Raw genomic sequence first — 15,964 nt, 5'->3', positions numbered from 1 at the left:
GGGGCTCCGGTGACGGCGGCCGGGCGGTCACGCGGGGGGTCGAGCATCGGGGCGGTGTTGGCGCAGCTCCGGTCGGACTTCCCCGACGTCACCATCTCCAAGATCCGGTTCCTGGAGTCGGAGGGGTTGGTCCGCCCGGCGCGCACGGCCTCGGGGTACCGCCAGTTCAGCTCGGCGGACGTCGAGCGCCTGCGGTTCATCCTGGCCGCGCAGCGGGACCGGTACCTGCCGCTGAAGGTCATCAAGGAGCAGCTGGAGGCGGCCGACCAGGGTGCCGCGAAGGTGTTGCGCGCGGTGGACCCGGCACCGGCGGCCGGGCACCGCGTGACCCGTGACGACCTGCTGGCGCGGGCGGGCATCGAGCCCGGTGTGCTGGCGGACCTGGAGCAGCACGGCCTGATCAGGGCAGGTGCGGGCGGGTTCTACGACCACGAGGCGGTGCAGATCGCGTCGACCGTGCGGGCGATGGTGGAGCACGGGGTGGAAGCGCGCCAGCTGCGCCCCTTCCGAGCCGCCGCCGACCGGGAGATCGGACTGGTCGAACAGGTGCTCGCGACGGTGCACCGGCAGCGTGACCGGGCGAGGGTCGAAGAGGTCGTGCGCGAGCTCGCGGCACTGTCGGTGACCCTGCACACACTGCTGGTGAAAGTCGACTTGCGGGACGTGCCGGGTAAGCGCGTTTGACCGGGTGGACGCGTGTCCGCATCGTGATCCGGAGCCCGTGGACGGTTGCGCACGAGGCCCGCTTGGCGGGTAGCGTCGAAAGAGTACGTGGGGGATCCTCGTGGGAACGGGGACGCCAGAATTTCAGCGCGCTGAGGGAGGCGAGACCCGATGAGCGAAATGCGCGTCGTCGGCGTGCGGGTGGAACTGCCCGCCAACCAGCCGATCCTGCTGCTGCGCGAAACCGAGGGCGAGCGGTACCTGCCGATCTGGATCGGATCGGTCGAGGCCACGGCGATCGCGTTGGAGCAGCAAGGCGTCCGGCCCGCGCGGCCGTTGACGCACGACCTGCTCAAGGACGTCATCGGTGCCCTCGGCCGGCAGCTGGAGCAGGTCCGGATCACCGACCTCCAGGAAGGCACGTACTTCGCCGAGCTGGTGTTCGACGGCGACATCCGGGTGTCCGCGCGGCCCAGCGACTCGGTGGCGCTCGCGCTGCGGATCGGCGTGCCGATCCACGCCGAGGAGTCCGTGCTGGCCGAGGCCGGCCTGATCATCCCGGACGAGCAGGAGGACGAGGTCGAGAAGTTCCGCGAGTTCCTCGACTCCATCTCCCCCGAAGACTTCCGCGGCGCCGACACGTAGCCGACACGCAGCCGAGGTCGCAGGACCTCAGGGCCGTCCCCGCCACTCTCACACGCGCCAGGCCCGCCGGCGGCAGGGCCACACCCTCACTCGGACTAACCCGCGCCGGCTCCGCCCGCGCCAGCCCCACTCGGACTAACCCGCGCCGGCTCCGCCCGCGCCAGCCCCACTCGGACTAACCCGCGCCGGCTCCGCCCGCGCCAGCCCCGCCCGCGCCAGCTCCACTCGGGCCAGCTCCGCCCGCGCCAGCTCCGCCCGCGCCAGCCCCGCTCGGGCCAGCCCCGCTCGGGCCAGCCCCACTCGGGCCAGCCCAGCGCCGGCTCCACTCGGGCCAGCCCCACCGCGCCAGCCCTCCCGCCGCGCCCACCGCGCCAAGCTCGCCGACCGATCCCGGTGTGCCGCGAGATGCCGGTGTGTCGACTGATCCCGGTACCGACGGAACGTCCGGGTCACCCACCCACCCGGCTGCCCGCACGCGCGTTCTCGTCGCCCAGCCGCGTAGCGGCCACCCAACCGTCACCCGCACACACTTCCGCAGGGGTACCCGCCCAGGGGATCCCTGTTTTCGATCTTTCCAGGCGGGTCCGACAAATCCGCGTCGCCGGCGCGGGCCTGTGGACAACTGCGTGTGCGGTGCGTTGCGGGCCGAGGTTAAGTGCCACCCGTTGGTGGAGTCCGACCGGGTTACACAACGTCAGCGATCATCGGCTAAACGATCACTAAACGTCATCCGAATGGGTTACACCGGGCGGCTCCCTCAACCTCAACCTGAGGTTGAGGTCAGACACGCCCAGCGCGTCGCGTTGACCTGCCCCCTAGGCGGTCTTACCGTCGAACTCAGGTGAATTGCCACGGTGTGATTTCAGCACCGCGGCGGCTTCACGTTGGTCGCCGGTCGTCGTGACCGGACCGAGGGGAGGCAGGCGTGGTCGAGGAAGCGCCCATCCGGGCCGGATCCGGTGAACAGGGCGAGCTGTTCCCGGACTCCTCGCTGCCGGACGAACTCGTCGGGTACCGCGGCCCCGCCGCGTGCCAGATCGCGGGAATCACCTACCGCCAGCTGGACTACTGGGCACGCACGGGGCTGGTCAACCCGACGATAAGGAGTGCCCACGGCTCGGGGAGTCAACGGCTCTACTCGTTCAAGGACATCCTGGTCCTCAAAGTGGTCAAGAGACTCCTGGACACCGGTGTCTCGTTGCAGAACATCCGGGTCGCGGTCGACCACCTGCGCCGACGCGGCGTGCAGGACCTGGCCCGGATCACGCTGTTCAGCGACGGCACCACCGTCTACGAGTGCACCTCGCCGGAGGAGGTGGTGGACCTGCTCCAAGGCGGCCAGGGCGTGTTCCGGCTGAGCCCAAGCCGGCTGAGCCCAAGCCGGCTGAGCCCAAGCCGGCTGAGCCCAAGCCGGCTGAGCCCAAGCCGGCTGAGCCCAAGCCGGCAGAGCCCAAGCCGGCAGAGCCCAAGCCGGCAGAGCACAAGCTGGTCGGGACTGAGCGAGCCCAGGACTGAGAGAGCCGGAACCGAGTGAGCTGGGACTGAGCGAGCCGGGACCGACCAAGTCGGGATCGACTCAGTCAGGACCGGGCAGGTGGAGACAGGGCGAGCCGGGATCGACCTCCGGAGGCAATCCCGCCCGACCTCAGGCGAGATCCGTCGGGCGGCGGTACCACCGGCCTCGGCTGGGACCGGCCCCATCGGCGGCTCCGGCCGGCAACCCCGGCGAACACCGGTTGAGATCCCCGTCGCGCGGCGATACCACGGACGCGACCGCGAGGTATCGTTTCGCGCGTAGTCGCTTCAACCCGCGCGGGAGAGTCCGAGCCAGTCTCGGCGCCGAAGGAGCAAATCCTCCCCGGAACCTCTCAGGCGCAAGGACCGCGCGGGTGAGACGCCTCTGGAAAGCGGGTCAGGCCTCACCGGCCATGACCCCGCCGACGGTGCAAGCCCGCGAGGGTGAAGCTCTCAGGCGCCCGCACATCGGGCAGAGACAGAGGGGGAGGGCACGGCAGAAGTGTGTCCGTAGCCCACCCTGGAGGCGCATCACATGACGCAGGACCGCATTCCCCTGGCCGCTCTGGAGCACGGCACGCCCTTCGCCGACCGGCACGTGGGCCCGAGGCCGGTGGAGCTGGCCCGCATCCTCGACGTCGTCGGCGTCGGCTCGCTGGAGGAACTGGCGCAGCGCGCCGTGCCGTCGTCGATCCGTGAACGCGACCTCGTGCTGGACCTGCCGTCACCTGCCACCGAGACGGAGGCGCTGGCCGAACTGCGCGCCCTCGCCGCCCGCAACCGGCCGATGACCCAGATGATCGGCCTCGGCTACTACGGCACCACCACCCCGCCGGTGATCCGCCGCAACGTGCTGGAGAACCCGGCCTGGTACACCGCCTACACGCCCTACCAGCCGGAGATCTCGCAGGGGCGGCTCGAAGCGCTGCTCAACTTCCAGACCATGGTCGGCGACCTGACCGGCCTGCCGCTGGCCAACGCCTCGATGCTGGACGAGTCCACCGCCGCCGCCGAGGCCATGACGCTGGTCCGCCGCGCCGGCCGGTCGAAGTCGGCCAAGTTCGTGGTGGACGTCGACACGCTCCCGCAGACCCTCGCCGTCATCGAGACCCGCGCCGAGCCGCTGGGCATCGAGATCGTCACCGCCGACCTGTCGCAGGGCCTGGAAGGGCTCGGCCTCGGCGGCGACTACTTCGGCGTGCTGCTGTCGTACCCGGGCGCGTCCGGCGTGGTCCGCGACCACGCGGGGGTGATCGAGGAGATCCACAAGGCGGGTGCGCAGGCCGTCGTCGTCGCCGACCTGCTGTCGTTGACGCTGCTGCGCCCGCCCGGCGAGATCGGTGCGGACGTCGTCGTGGGCACGACCCAGCGGTTCGGCGTGCCGATCGGGTTCGGTGGCCCCCACGCCGGTTACATGGCCGTGCGCCAGGGCCTGGAACGGCAGCTGCCGGGTCGCCTCGTCGGCGTGTCCGTCGACGCGGACGGCTCGCTCGCCTACCGCCTCGCGCTCCAGACCCGTGAGCAGCACATCCGCCGGGAGAAGGCGACCAGCAACATCTGCACCGCGCAGGTCCTGCTCGCGGTGATCGCCTCCATGTACGCGGTGTACCACGGCCCGGAAGGGCTGCGGGCGATCGCGACCCGCGCGCACCGGATGGCGACCGTGCTGGCGTCCGGCCTGTGCGAGGCGGGCGTCGAGGTGGTGCACGGCGAGTTCTTCGACACCGTGCAGGCGCGCGTCGAGGGCCGCGCGGCCGACGTCGTCGCCGCCGCGCGCGAGCGGGGCGTGAACCTGTGGCAGGTGGACGCGGACGTCGTCTCGATCGCGTGCGACGAGACCACCACCCGCGCCCACCTCGAACTGGTGTGGCAGGCGTTCGGCGCGACCGTCGCCGACGTGGACGGCCTGGACGCCGACACCGCCGACGGCATCCCCGCCGACCTGCGCCGCACCAGCGACTACCTGACCCACCCCGTGTTCCACGCGCACCGCTCCGAGACGGCGCTGCTGCGCTACATGCGCGCGTTGTCGGACAAGGACGTGGCGCTCGACCGCAGCATGATCCCGCTGGGCTCGTGCACGATGAAGCTCAACGCCACGGCCGAGATGGAGCCCATCACCTGGCCGGAGTTCGCCGACCTGCACCCGTTCGCGCCCGCGTCGGACGCCGAGGGGCTGCTGACCATCGTCCACGACCTGGAACGGTGGATGGCCGAGATCACGGGCTACGACGCGGTGTCGTTGCAGCCCAACGCGGGCAGCCAGGGCGAGTTCGCGGGCCTGCTGGCGATCCGCGCCTACCACCGGGACAACGGTGACGCGCACCGCGACGTGTGCCTGATCCCGTCCAGCGCGCACGGCACCAACGCCGCGTCCGCCGTGATGGCCGGGATGCGGGTCGTGGTCGTCAAGTGCGACGAGCACGGCAACGTGGACATCGAGCACCTGCGCGCGACGGCCGAGGCGCACCGGGACGACCTGGCCGCCATCATGATCACCTACCCGTCGACGCACGGCGTGTACGAGGACACCGTGCGCGAGGTGTGCGGGCTGGTGCACGACGCCGGTGGCCAGGTGTACGTGGACGGCGCGAACCTCAACGCCCTGATCGGGTTGGCGCAGTACGGCAAGTTCGGGTCGGACGTGTCGCACCTGAACCTGCACAAGACGTTCTGCATCCCGCACGGCGGCGGCGGTCCGGGCGTCGGCCCGATCGGCGTGCGGTCGCACCTCGCGCCGTTCCTGCCGAACCACCCGCTGCAGCCGACCGCGGGCCCGGCGACGGGCGTCGGCCCGATCAGCGCCGCGCCGTGGGGTTCGGCGTCGATCCTGCCGATCTCGTGGGCGTACGTGCGGATGATGGGCGCGGACGGCCTGCGCCGGGCCACGCTGACCGCCGTGGCGGCGGCGAACTACGTGGCACGGAGGTTGGACGAGCACTTCCCGGTGCTCTACACCGGCGAGGGCGGTTTCGTGGCCCACGAGTGCATCCTCGACCTGCGGCCGATCACCAAGGCGACCGGTGTGACGGTGGACGACGTGGCGAAGCGGCTGGCGGACTACGGGCTGCACGCGCCGACCATGTCGTTCCCGGTGGCGGGCACCCTGATGGTGGAGCCGACGGAGAGCGAGGACCTGGCCGAGATCGACCGGTTCGTCGACGCGATGATCGCGATCCGGCACGAGATCGACCGCGTCGGCTCGGGCGAGTGGTCGGCGGACGACAACCCGCTCCGCAACGCCCCCCACACCGCCGCTTCGATCACCGCCGAGTGGGACCACCCGTACAGCCGTGAGGTGGCGGTGTTCCCGGCGGGCGTTTCGGCGCCCAAGGTGTGGCCGCCGGTGCGCCGCATCGACGGTGCCAAGGGCGACCGCAACCTGGTCTGCTCCTGCCCCCCGATCTCCGCGTACGGCGGCTGATCAGTCGTTCGGCCCTGGCTGCGAGCCCACGCCTCGCAGTCAGGGCCGGACTGATGACAAAGCCGGGCTGATGACCCTGCGGTAGGACTCGGCCGGTCTGCTCATCTCCTCGGTGAGGCCGAAGCGTCGCAGCACAGCCAGGCTGCACAAATTCTTCTCGTGCACCACCGCGTAGACCCGGGCGTCACGCGGTGGCCTCCGCGCACTGATGTCGGTCAGGGCAGCCGACATCAGCACGTCGGACGCGCGTGTTCCGGACTCGAAGCGTCTGCCCTGCCACGACAGGCTGAACGCGATGACGTAAAGCTTCGCCGCCTCGATCCGCCGACCGTCGGCGGCGACGAGCGCAGCGTGCTCGTGTGCCGCGACCCCGATCAACTCGTCGGACGGCGCGGTGAGCAGCGGGACGCGCGGATCGGCAGCGACCGCGTGGGGGTCGAGCCCCCAGCTGAGCGAGTCATGGCACACGAATCGCTCCACTTCCTGTTGCCAGGCCTCACCACCGAAATTCCTGAACCAAGCCCGCGTCCTCCGCGTACGCCGACCGGACGTGCCACTCCTGCGCTCTCATTCGTGGATGACCACCGGGACCGGGACGAACAGCGGCGCAGCGGTGCCGGAAAGACGGTCGGCGTCCTCCTCGGTGATCGCGACGGTCCGCCGATCCGTCCGGTCGACGGGTGAGTAGGGCGCGGGGTCGAGGTCGATGCCCGGCACCACCTCGACCATCGCCCGGTTCCGCGACAGCTCTGTCCTGACGACCACCGGACCGCCGAGGTAGTCGCGGTGCACACCGTGGAGCAGCGGCCGGGGCAGGAGGATTTCGCTGTTGTCCCCGCGGAGTCTGACCCGAGCGGTGTGCAGGTGTAGCTCGGACACGTGCCCGTGGTGGATCAGCATCTGCGCCAGCGCCTGCTCGACCGGTGAGTGGTACGCCTCGGTCCGTGGCGGCTCCGCCGCCCTGGTTGCCTCAGCCGCCGCGCGGACCAGGTTGACGTTCAATTCCGGCAGCAGCTCACCGGCCACCGTCGCGGTCACCGCGTCCCTGGGCAACTCCGCGAAGTGGTCGGCCAGGCGCTGGAAGATCTCGCCGGTCTCCAGCTCTCGCGCCGCGTCCGCCAACTCCGCCGCCTGCTCGAAGCGGCCGAGCCTGGCGCACTCCGCGGCCCGGACGTTGAGCCTGCTGAAGAACCGCACCTGGCCCTGTAGCCGGCCGCCACCACGGAGGCGCACGGACAGGCCCTCGGTCGCGCAGTGGTTCCTGCGCAGCGTGCGGTACGGGGCTTCGCTCGTCTCGTCGCCCCCTGGCTGGAAGGCCCGGACCAGCGCCTCCCGGCTCGCTATCGGCCACTCGACTGGTGCTCTCATGGCCTTCACGGTACCGCACTGAGGCGTCGAATCGACGCCTCGATCAGGTGATGTCGTAGTCCAGCTCCAACCGCCCCGGTTCGCCCTGTGCCCACGTGATCCGCCCGCTGCCGGTGAGGCCGGTCAGGGCGTCGGTGGCGGAGACGATGGTGACGGTGGCGTCCGCTACGCCGTCACGGAAGCCGCCGACGTGGTGCAGGACGAAGCTGCCCCGGCGGCCGTCGAGGACGCCCGTCACGACCTCGTACCCGGTCGACACGCACGACTTGTCGTCCGGATACGCCATGACGAACCGCATGTCGCCGGTCGCCTCCAGGCCGCCGCTGTACGCGACGGTCATGCCGCCCGCCGTCTGCTTCGGGCCGCTCACCTCGTCGTACCGCTTCCCGTCCCAGGTGTTCTCGTCCCAGCTCTTCATTTCCGCGTTCGCGATCACTGTCGTCATGCCGGGAATCGTGCCGGGCATACCTGACAGGTGTTGTCAGGAAGGATGGCGGTATGCGCGCGAGCCGCTTGTTGTCCCTGCTTCTCCTGCTCCAGTCACGCGGTCGGATGACGGCTCGGGAGTTGGCGGACGAGCTGGAAGTCTCGATCCGCACCGTCTACCGGGACGTCGACGCGCTCAGCGCCTCCGGCGTCCCCGTGTACGCCGACCGCGGCCCGGCGGGCGGCTACCAGCTGGTCGACGGCTACCGGACCCGGCTCACCGGCCTGACCGCCGCCGAGGCCGACTCGCTGTTCCTGGCCGGGCTGCCCGGACCGGCCGCCGAACTCGGCCTGGGCGCGGTGGTGGCGGCGACCCAGCTCAAGGTGCTCGCCGCGCTGCCGCCGGAGCTGCGGTCGCGTGCCGCGCGGGTGGGGGAGAGGTTCCACCTGGACGCGCCCGGCTGGTTCCGCGGCAACGAGGGCACGCCGCACGTCGCCACCATCGCGGAGGCCGTGTGGCAGCAACGCCGACTCCGCATCCGGTACGTCCGGTGGGCGCAGGTGGAGGTGGAGCGGACGGTCGAGCCGCTGGGGCTCGTGCTCAAGGCGGGCACCTGGTACCTCGTCGCGCGATCGGACGACGACCTGCGCACGTACCGCGTGTCACGCGTGCTGGAGCTGACCCCGTCGGACGAGCCGTTCGACCGCCCCGACGGGTTCGACCTCGCCGAGTACTGGCAGGGCTGGTCGGAGCGGTTCGAGGAGCGCATGTACCCGATGCGCGTGACGGTCCGGCTCACACCGGACGGGCTCAAGGCCGCCCGCGTCCTGCTGAGCCTCGTCGCCGCCCGGGAACTGGCGGACGTCGAACCGCGGGGCGAGTGGACGACCGTGCGGGTGCCGGTCGAGTCGCTGGACCACGCCCTGGTGGACCTGCTCCGGCTCGGCCCCGACGTCGAGGTGCTGGACCCGCCGGAGCTGCGGGAACGCGTCGTCGCCCGGATCGCCGCCATGGCCGCCGTCTACGACCGGTAAACCGTGCTAGCCTGACACGTGTAAGAGAATTCTTACACGTGAAGGAGCGACATGACGGGCACCCGGCCGACCGGCGACGAGCTGGTCGAGGTGCTGGCCGCGTTGTCCAACCCCCTGAGGCTGCGCATCGTCGCCACGCTGGCGGGCGGACGGGACTACGTGAGCAACCTCGCCCGCGTGATCGGCGTCAGCCGGCCGCTGCTCCACATGCACCTGCAACGGCTGGAAGCGGCCGGTCTGGTCGTCGGCAGCCTGGAGCTGTCCGACGACGGCAAGGCCATGAAGTACTTCGAGGTCGCGGACTTCGACTTCACCCTGACCCCGGCGGCGCTGGCCGCGGCGGTCCCGACCCTGACCACGCCGGACCCGCACCGCGGTCCGGCCCGCGAGGAGCGTTCGTGATGGATTTCAGCGAGACGACCTGGCCCGGCGCGATCCTCACGGTCGGCGTCCTGTTCCTGGTCCTGGTCTTCGTGATGTTCCTGCTCAACAGCTTCCTGGAGACCCGCAAGGCGAAGATCGGCGCCGAGCAGGCCGAAGGGCTGCGCCAGCTCGTCCGGCGCTACGAGCAGCTGGCCGAGAACACCCTCGACGTGCAGCAGCGCACCGCGGCGGACCTGGCCGACCTGCGCACCCGCACCGCGTCCGTCGAGCACATCCTCAGAACGGTGGAGTGACCATGAAAGCGATCGAGCAGGACGAGTACGGCACCGACGTGATGGAGTTCCGCGACGTCGACCGGCCGCTGGTCGGCGACGACGAAGTGCTGGTCAAGGTGCACGCGGCGGGTCTCAACATCGCCGACTGGTACATCATGACCGGCACCCCCTACGTGCTGCGGATGGCGGGTTACGGGCTGAGAAGGCCGAAGGCGAAGATCCGCGGCACGGACGTGGCCGGCAGGGTCGAGGCGGTCGGCCGCAACGTGACCGGGTTCGCGCCCGGTGACGACGTGTTCGGCTGGTGCGAGGGCTCGCTGGCCGAGTACGCGACCGCCAAGGAAGGCGCGCTGCTGCGCAAACCGGACGGCCTCACGTTCGAGCAGGCCGCCGCCGTGCCGCTGGCCGGGTACACCGCGTTGCAGGCCTTGCGCGACCACGGCCAGGTCGGAGCGGGGCAGAAGATCCTGGTCAACGGTGCTTCCGGCGGGATCGGGACGTTCGCCGTGCAGATCGCGAAGGCGTTCGGCGCGGAGGTGACCGGGGTGTGCGGACCGGGCAACGTCGAGCTGGTCCGGTCCCTCGGCGCGGACCACGTGATCGACTACTCCCGGTCGGACTTCACCCGCGGCGACGAGCGGTACGACCTCGTCCTGGACAACGTGGGCAACCACTCGCTGTCCGCGCTCCGGAAGGTCCTCACGCCGCGCGGCACGCTCGTGCCCAACAGCGGTGGGCGCGGCCGGTGGCTCGGCGGCGCGAAGCGGGTGCTCCAGGCGATGCTGCTCTCGCTGTTCGTGCGGCACCGCGTGAAGCCCTTCATCGCCCAAGCGCGCCTGGAGAACCTGGTCGCGCTCGCCGGACTGGTCGACGCCGGGCAGCTCACGCCGGTGGTCGGCCGCACCTACCCGAGGGGCGACGCCGCCGAAGCGCTCGCGCACGTCGCGGAAGGCCACGCGCGCGGCAAGGTCGTCGTGACGGTGTAGCCGGTGCGGGTCAGGCGGCGGAGAGGAGCTGGGCGAGGGCGGCGTCCACGCCTCGACCGTCCTCGACCACCGACAGCGTGCCGCCGGTGGAGCGGGCCAGTTCGGTCAGCGGCTCCCGTTCCGGGTCCGGCCCGATCGCGATGACGCTGATCACGATGTCCTTGCCCGGCTGCTTCGCCGACGCGAGCCGCGACGTCAGCTCCTCGAACGTCAGCCCGCCGTCGTTCACCCCGTCGGTGAGCACCACGATCCGGTTCCGCTTGCCGTCCTGGTAGTCCGCCAGCATCCGCTCGTACAGCGCGAGCACGCTGGTGTACAGCTGGGTCGCGCTGCGCGGCTCCAGCTTCCCCACGCCGTCCAGCAGCGCCTGCCGCTGCCCGGCGACCGGACCGGTGGCCACCAGCTGCCGGTAAGGCTTGTCGCCTTCGAGCTGCATGGAGAACTCCCACAGCCCGAGCGACCCGGACACCGACCGGTTGACCTGACCGGACAGCGCCTGCTTCACCCACTCCATCCGGCTGCGACCGTCGCCGCCGGGTTCCTCCATCGACTTCGACGTGTCCACCAGCACGGTGACCACCTGGCCGTCGTCCGCGGTCGCCCACGCCGCCGAGATCTGCTGGGTGGTGTTGGCGTCCGCGGGCGCGAGCATGTCCGTCACCGCGGCCCACCGGACGCCGGGCGACGGCTTGGGCCGCTCGGTGGTGGCCTCGACCCGCAGGCCGGCGGCGGCCAGCGTCTTCTGCTGGTCGTCGCCCTGCAAGAACTCCCGGAACGCCTGCGCCGCGCGCACCTGGGCCTCGCCGACCCAGTCGCCCGCCAACGGCACGAACGGGAAGTCCGCGGTCGGCGTCGGCCCGCCCGTCGCCACCCCGTACAGGGGCTGTGCGGGCGTACCGCCGTCCTTGCCGGTGTTGTGCCGGTACAGATCCACCTCGAACACGGGGACCGCGCTGAACCCGGCCGCGTTCACCGCCGGGTCGGCGGCCAGCAGCGTCAACGCCTCCACCGTGCCGGCGGGCGTCTGCCCCGGCTTGGCGGCCGTCAGCCTCGCCATCGTGGTCTTCACCGGGTCGAGCGCCAGCATCTCGGTGGTGACCGGGCCCTTGGCCTCGGGGCTCGCGCCCGCCAACGCCGACTGCACGGCCATCGCGGTGGCCGCGTTCGTCGCCGGGTCCGGCATGGCGACCGTGAACGCGCCCCACTCGGGCTTGCCGAATTTGCCCCAGCCGTCCGCCGTGCCGGCCAGGTCCGGCAGCTCGGTCCAGCGGAACCCGGCGCCGGACTGCACCGCCTGCGCCGGTTCCTGGTGCATCGCGAGCACCACGGGGCTCGTCGCGATGGACTCGGGCGCCGCGCCGAGCAGGCTCGCGTCCTGCGCGCCGAGCCGGTTCGCCCACAGCATCGAGTCGGTGACCCACGCGTGCGGTCGCGCGCCGAGCGCGCCCTCGTCCCAGCCCTGGGTGAGGCCGGCCAGCACGACCTCGGAGTCGACCGACTGCACCTCGATCTGGATGCAGTGGTCGTAGACGACGGGCCGCTGCCTGCTCCACGCCTCGGCGACCTGCTTGACCGCCTCGGCGATGCTCGGCGTCGACGCGACCCTGAGCAGCGCCTGGCCCTCGTCGCAGTCGCCCGCCTGTGCCGCGGCACGGCGCTCCACGATGCCACCGACCCAGCTCCACCCGAGCCAGCCGAGCACCAGCAGGGCGACCAGGCCGACGATGGCGACCGGCCACTTCGCGATGCCGCGCCGCACCTTCGTCCGCAGCGCGCGGTGTCGAGACATCGTCTTCCCTCTCAGCGTCCGACTACGGCTGGCGGATCCCGACCGGCGCCACGCTAACAGGTGGCGTCTGCAGATCGGGTGAAGTGCGACAACACCTGCGTCAGGCCGATCAACCGGGCCCTCAGCGGCGCGGCTTCCTCGGCGAACGCGCTCTGCCGCCGCACGTACTCGGCCCGGCCGTCGACCGTTTCGATCGGCACCGGACGGTAGCCCAGCGCGGACAGGTCGTACGGGCTCGCCCGCATGTCCAGTTCGCGAATCCGCAACGCCAGCTCGAAGCAGTCCGCCACCAGCTCCGACGGCGTGGCCGGGTCGAGCTTGTACGCCCATTTGAAGAGGTCCATGTTGGCGTGCAGGCAGCCCGGCTGCTCCAGCCCGACCTGCGTCTCCCGGGTCGGCTGGAGCGCGTTGCGCGGCCTCGCCTGCGGCGTGAAGAAGCGGAACGCGTCGAAGTGACCGCACTGCACCCGCTGCGACTCCACCACCTCGTCGGTGCCCGCGCCGCCCAGCCGCAGCGGCCACGCGTTGTGCCGCACCTGCTCCGGCTCCTGCCGGTACACCATCGCCCACTCGTGCAGGCCGAAGCAGCCGAGCCGGGGCGCGCGACCGGCCGTCGCGGTCAGCAGCCGACCTGCGAACCCGATCGTGTTACCCCGTTCCCGGGCGAACGCCTCGACGTCCAGCGCCACGCCGTCGTCGGTGCGCCGGTAGACGGGCCACTTGAGGTAGGCGCGTGCGGCGTCGCCTTCGAGCACCACGCCGGGGCCGGGGTGCCAGCGTTCCAACCGGGACGGGCGGTGCGAGTAGTACGAGAAGAGGAAGTCCAGCACCGGGTGCTTGAGGCCGGCGGCCTTGCGCTCGTGGTGCGGGCCGGTCCACTGCCGCACCCGGTCCGCGTGCGCGTCACGGCGCGCGGTCCACTCGGCTTCGGACAGGACGACCCCCACGATTCCTCAGAGTACTTCCCCCCGGACCAGCGCCAACCCGAGCCCGGTGCGCAGCGACACCACTTCACGCCCCTCACGGCGGCTGACCGCCAGGCCCGCCGCGCGAAGCACACCCAGGTGTTGCGACACCGAGCCGACCGTCACGCCGAGCCGGGTCGCCAGCTCCGTCACGGTGCTCGGCCGTTCCAGCTCGCACAGCAGCCGCGCACGGGTGCCGCCGACCAGCCGGGCGAGCGCGTCGTGCGTGGGCGCGTCCGACCGCTCCCACAACGAGCCGAAGCCGTGCGCCGGGTAGCAGAGCCCCAGCCGCACCGGACTGTCCCGCAGGTAGGCGTGCGGCCAGGTGAACGCGGACGGCACCAGCACCAGGTCGCGTTCGCCGATGAGGACGGTCCGATCCGCGACCGTCAGCTCGGGGTTGCGGTACGACACCTCCGGGTGGAGTTCGGCCAGCACGGTCGGTCCACCCAGCTCGACCAGCCGCCGTCCGCGCCGTTCCACGTCGCCTTGGAGCACACCCTCCAGCCGTGGCCAGACCGGCGCGATGATCGCGTCGTGCACCGCGTGCAGCCGTTCCTGCATGGCGGCGATCGCGGTCGTCGGGTCGGCTCGCAGCCCCGGGTCGTCCACGGCCGCCGCGATCCGCTCCGGCGTGGCGACCGCGAGCGCGTCGATCTCCACCTCGACGCCGACGGACCGCTTGCCCGGCGTCGGGATCAGGAACTCCGGCACCACCGGCCGGGTCGCGAGCAGGTGCAGCAGCGACGGGTCCGGACCCAGCTCGCCGAGCCGCTTCTCGGCCCACGCGATCCACCGCTGGTGCACCGGGGACAGCGTGGGTGAGGCGAGCACGCGCAAGCCGGCGATCGTCTCCCAGAGCGGTGAGACGGCGAAGCGGAGAGCCATGGGTTCACTCCACGCTAAAACGTCGTCGATCGCCAGTGGCTGTTGACAAGGTGTCGACCATGTCCAGGGGGTGGGTGCGGCTGCAGGCCGTCGCGGTGTCCGGTTCGGTGGCCGAAGGCCTGATGTTGGCGGTGTTGCCGTGGATCGCGGCGACGATCACCTCGGACCCGCGTCAGCTGTCGCTGGTGAACGTGGTGGGTCAGTCGCCATGGCTGTTGTTCTCGCTGTTCGCGGGTGTGCTGATCGACCGGGTGCGGCGCAGCACGGTGCTCGCGTCGGCCTACGCGGTGCAGGGGTGCGCTGCGCTGGCGCTCGCCGTGGCGGGGGTGACGGACGCGCTGAGCCTGCCGCTGCTGGTGGTCGTGGCGTTCGTGGTGACGTCGGCTCAGGTGCTCGGTGACGGCGCGACCGGCACGCTGGTGCCCGAGGTGGTGGAGCCGGAGCGGCTGTCCAGGGCCAACACCAGGCTGATCGTGATCGACCGCGGCGTGGTGCAGTTCGTGGTGCCGCCGGCGGCCGGCTTCCTGGTCGCGTACGGCCTCGGCACGCCGGCGTGGGTCGCGTGCGCGGCGGCGGTGGTCGCGGTCGCGCTGGTGCCGGGGCTGCGCTCGGCGCCGGTCACGCCGTCGGTGAAGCACCCGCTGCGCGACATCGCCGACGGGCTGAAGTTCCTGATCGCCACGCGGCTGCTGCTGTCGATCACGGTCGCGGTGGCGCTCGGGTCGTTCGCGGCGAGCGCGTCGATGTCGATGTTCGTGCTGTACGTCAAGGAGGTGCTGGGCCTCGGGTCGGTCGGCTACGGCGTGATGCTGGCGTGCGGCGCGGCCGGCTGGGTGGCGTCGTCCTTCGTGGTGGGCCGGATCGTGGACCGGATCGGCTACGCGTGGTCGATGCGGCTCGCCCAGGTCGGCATGGTCGCGGGGCAGGTGCTCATCGCCGTGCTGCCGCCGTGGGCGTGGTCGATCGGCGTGGTGTGGTTCGTGATGTCGGCGATCGTGATGGTGTGGAACGTCTGCTCGCAGTCCAGCCGGCAGCGCTTCACCCCGCCCGCCCTGCTGGGCCGGGTCCTGACCGGCCACCGCGCGCTGGCCTGGGGCCTGACGCCGTTCGGCGCGCTGGCCGGTGGTTTCGTCGCGGCCGGTTTCGGCCTGCGGGCGGTGTGGGTGATGGCGACGCTGATCCAGGTCGGCGCGCTGGCCGTCACCTGGCGCGGCCTGTCGACGCGGGCGTTCCGCGAGGCGGAGCAGACCGCCGCCGCGCGCTGATGGCCTGGGGTCAGAGCGGCGGGACCAGGCCGGGGAACTTGCGGGCGCCCTTGCAGTGCGGGCACTCCCGGCCGTTGTCCACCGTTCGCGGCGCACCGCCGATCACGGCCGACGTCGGGTTCGCGATGAACCCCGCGCCGCCGCACAGGTGGCAGATGGTGCGGGGTTCGGAGGTCACGCCGAACAGGTCGTCCTCGTCCTCGACGTCGTCGTCGTCGAACCCGTCCTCGTCGAACTCGTCCTCGTCCTCTTCCGGCTCGAAGTCGTCTTCGTCATCCTCACGCGGATCCACGTGACCAACCGTAGTCGGGTGGGACCGGCCGTGCCCCCTCGGCC

17 protein-coding genes and 1 riboswitch are annotated in these 15,964 nt (G+C 71.5%); of the genes, 9 read left to right on the top strand and 8 right to left on the bottom strand.

Features of this window, described 5'->3' with window-relative positions:
• Window positions 1-9: 9 nt before the first annotated feature.
• Window positions 10-684, top strand: a complete 675-nt coding sequence (ftsR, locus tag OQ02_RS28010) for a transcriptional regulator FtsR (RefSeq protein WP_033441592.1) — start codon at window positions 10-12, stop codon at window positions 682-684.
• Between the two features lie 150 nt (window positions 685-834).
• Entirely contained in the window at window positions 835-1,308 is a 474-nt protein-coding gene (locus OQ02_RS28005; RefSeq protein ID WP_033441591.1) for a bifunctional nuclease family protein, read from the top strand.
• Between the two features lie 135 nt (window positions 1,309-1,443).
• Here the strand turns inward: OQ02_RS28005 and OQ02_RS46780 are convergent, their stop codons facing one another.
• Window positions 1,444-1,608: a hypothetical protein gene (locus OQ02_RS46780; protein ID WP_156077348.1), complete on the bottom strand. Its 165-nt coding sequence runs from the start codon at window positions 1,606-1,608 to the stop codon at window positions 1,444-1,446.
• 625 nt (window positions 1,609-2,233) lie between these two features.
• Here OQ02_RS46780 and OQ02_RS28000 point away from each other — a divergent pair.
• Together OQ02_RS28000 and gcvP are read left to right on the top strand one after the other, a co-directional pair.
• On the top strand, window positions 2,234-2,842 hold the full coding sequence (locus OQ02_RS28000) for a MerR family transcriptional regulator (protein WP_269321647.1): 609 nt from the start codon (window positions 2,234-2,236) through the stop codon (window positions 2,840-2,842).
• A 269-nt stretch (window positions 2,843-3,111) separates the two neighbouring features.
• Window positions 3,112-3,202, top strand: a riboswitch (glycine riboswitch).
• A 156-nt stretch (window positions 3,203-3,358) separates the two neighbouring features.
• Window positions 3,359-6,247: an aminomethyl-transferring glycine dehydrogenase gene (gene gcvP / locus OQ02_RS27995; protein WP_033441590.1), complete on the top strand. Its 2,889-nt coding sequence runs from the start codon at window positions 3,359-3,361 to the stop codon at window positions 6,245-6,247.
• 39 nt (window positions 6,248-6,286) lie between these two features.
• Here gcvP and OQ02_RS27990 read toward each other — a convergent pair whose 3' ends face one another.
• From OQ02_RS27990 to OQ02_RS41355, 3 genes are all read right to left on the bottom strand, one after another.
• Complete coding sequence (locus tag OQ02_RS27990; RefSeq protein WP_156077347.1) at window positions 6,287-6,715, bottom strand: hypothetical protein; 429 nt, start codon at window positions 6,713-6,715, stop codon at window positions 6,287-6,289.
• Between the two features lie 99 nt (window positions 6,716-6,814).
• Window positions 6,815-7,615, bottom strand: coding sequence for a hypothetical protein (locus OQ02_RS27985; protein WP_156077346.1), 801 nt, complete (start codon window positions 7,613-7,615; stop codon window positions 6,815-6,817).
• A gap of 43 nt (window positions 7,616-7,658) precedes the next feature.
• The gene (locus tag OQ02_RS41355) at window positions 7,659-8,060 is read right to left on the bottom strand and encodes a DUF3224 domain-containing protein (protein ID WP_051772884.1); all 402 of its coding nucleotides are present in this window, start codon (window positions 8,058-8,060) and stop codon (window positions 7,659-7,661) included.
• Window positions 8,061-8,113: 53 nt separating this feature from the next.
• On the opposite strand from OQ02_RS41355, the gene OQ02_RS27975 reads away from it, so the two are divergent.
• From OQ02_RS27975 to OQ02_RS27960, 4 genes are read left to right on the top strand one after another with little or no spacing between them, the layout of a single operon-like run.
• Complete coding sequence (locus OQ02_RS27975) at window positions 8,114-9,076, top strand: helix-turn-helix transcriptional regulator (RefSeq protein WP_033441587.1); 963 nt, start codon at window positions 8,114-8,116, stop codon at window positions 9,074-9,076.
• 51 nt (window positions 9,077-9,127) lie between these two features.
• Complete coding sequence (locus OQ02_RS27970) at window positions 9,128-9,478, top strand: ArsR/SmtB family transcription factor (protein WP_033441586.1); 351 nt, start codon at window positions 9,128-9,130, stop codon at window positions 9,476-9,478.
• Window positions 9,478-9,753, top strand: coding sequence for a hypothetical protein (locus OQ02_RS27965; protein WP_033441585.1), 276 nt, complete (start codon window positions 9,478-9,480; stop codon window positions 9,751-9,753). Before OQ02_RS27970 ends, OQ02_RS27965 begins: the two co-directional genes overlap by 1 nt.
• Before the next feature lie 2 nt (window positions 9,754-9,755).
• A complete protein-coding gene (locus OQ02_RS27960; protein ID WP_033441584.1) occupies window positions 9,756-10,721 on the top strand; it encodes an NAD(P)-dependent alcohol dehydrogenase in 966 nt (321 codons plus the stop codon).
• A gap of 10 nt (window positions 10,722-10,731) precedes the next feature.
• Here OQ02_RS27960 and OQ02_RS27955 read toward each other — a convergent pair whose 3' ends face one another.
• The 3 genes from OQ02_RS27955 to OQ02_RS27945 are packed head-to-tail and all read right to left on the bottom strand — an operon-like array spanning window position 10,732 to window position 14,363.
• Window positions 10,732-12,510: a substrate-binding domain-containing protein gene (locus tag OQ02_RS27955; protein ID WP_033441583.1), complete on the bottom strand. Its 1,779-nt coding sequence runs from the start codon at window positions 12,508-12,510 to the stop codon at window positions 10,732-10,734.
• A gap of 53 nt (window positions 12,511-12,563) precedes the next feature.
• Complete coding sequence (locus OQ02_RS27950; protein ID WP_051772883.1) at window positions 12,564-13,460, bottom strand: hypothetical protein; 897 nt, start codon at window positions 13,458-13,460, stop codon at window positions 12,564-12,566.
• A gap of 3 nt (window positions 13,461-13,463) precedes the next feature.
• A complete protein-coding gene (locus OQ02_RS27945) occupies window positions 13,464-14,363 on the bottom strand; it encodes an ArsR/SmtB family transcription factor (protein ID WP_033441582.1) in 900 nt (299 codons plus the stop codon).
• Between the two features lie 59 nt (window positions 14,364-14,422).
• On the opposite strand from OQ02_RS27945, the gene OQ02_RS27940 reads away from it, so the two are divergent.
• A complete protein-coding gene (locus OQ02_RS27940) occupies window positions 14,423-15,628 on the top strand; it encodes an MFS transporter (protein WP_033441687.1) in 1,206 nt (401 codons plus the stop codon).
• Window positions 15,629-15,638: 10 nt separating this feature from the next.
• Here OQ02_RS27940 and OQ02_RS27935 read toward each other — a convergent pair whose 3' ends face one another.
• Window positions 15,639-15,920: a hypothetical protein gene (locus tag OQ02_RS27935; RefSeq protein ID WP_033441581.1), complete on the bottom strand. Its 282-nt coding sequence runs from the start codon at window positions 15,918-15,920 to the stop codon at window positions 15,639-15,641.
• Window positions 15,921-15,964: the final 44 nt, after the last annotated feature.

It is taken from the genome of Saccharothrix sp. NRRL B-16314 (assembly GCF_000716595.1).
Taxonomy (GTDB): domain Bacteria; phylum Actinomycetota; class Actinomycetes; order Mycobacteriales; family Pseudonocardiaceae; genus Actinosynnema.
This window is presented reverse-complemented; position numbering and strand designations above follow the sequence as displayed.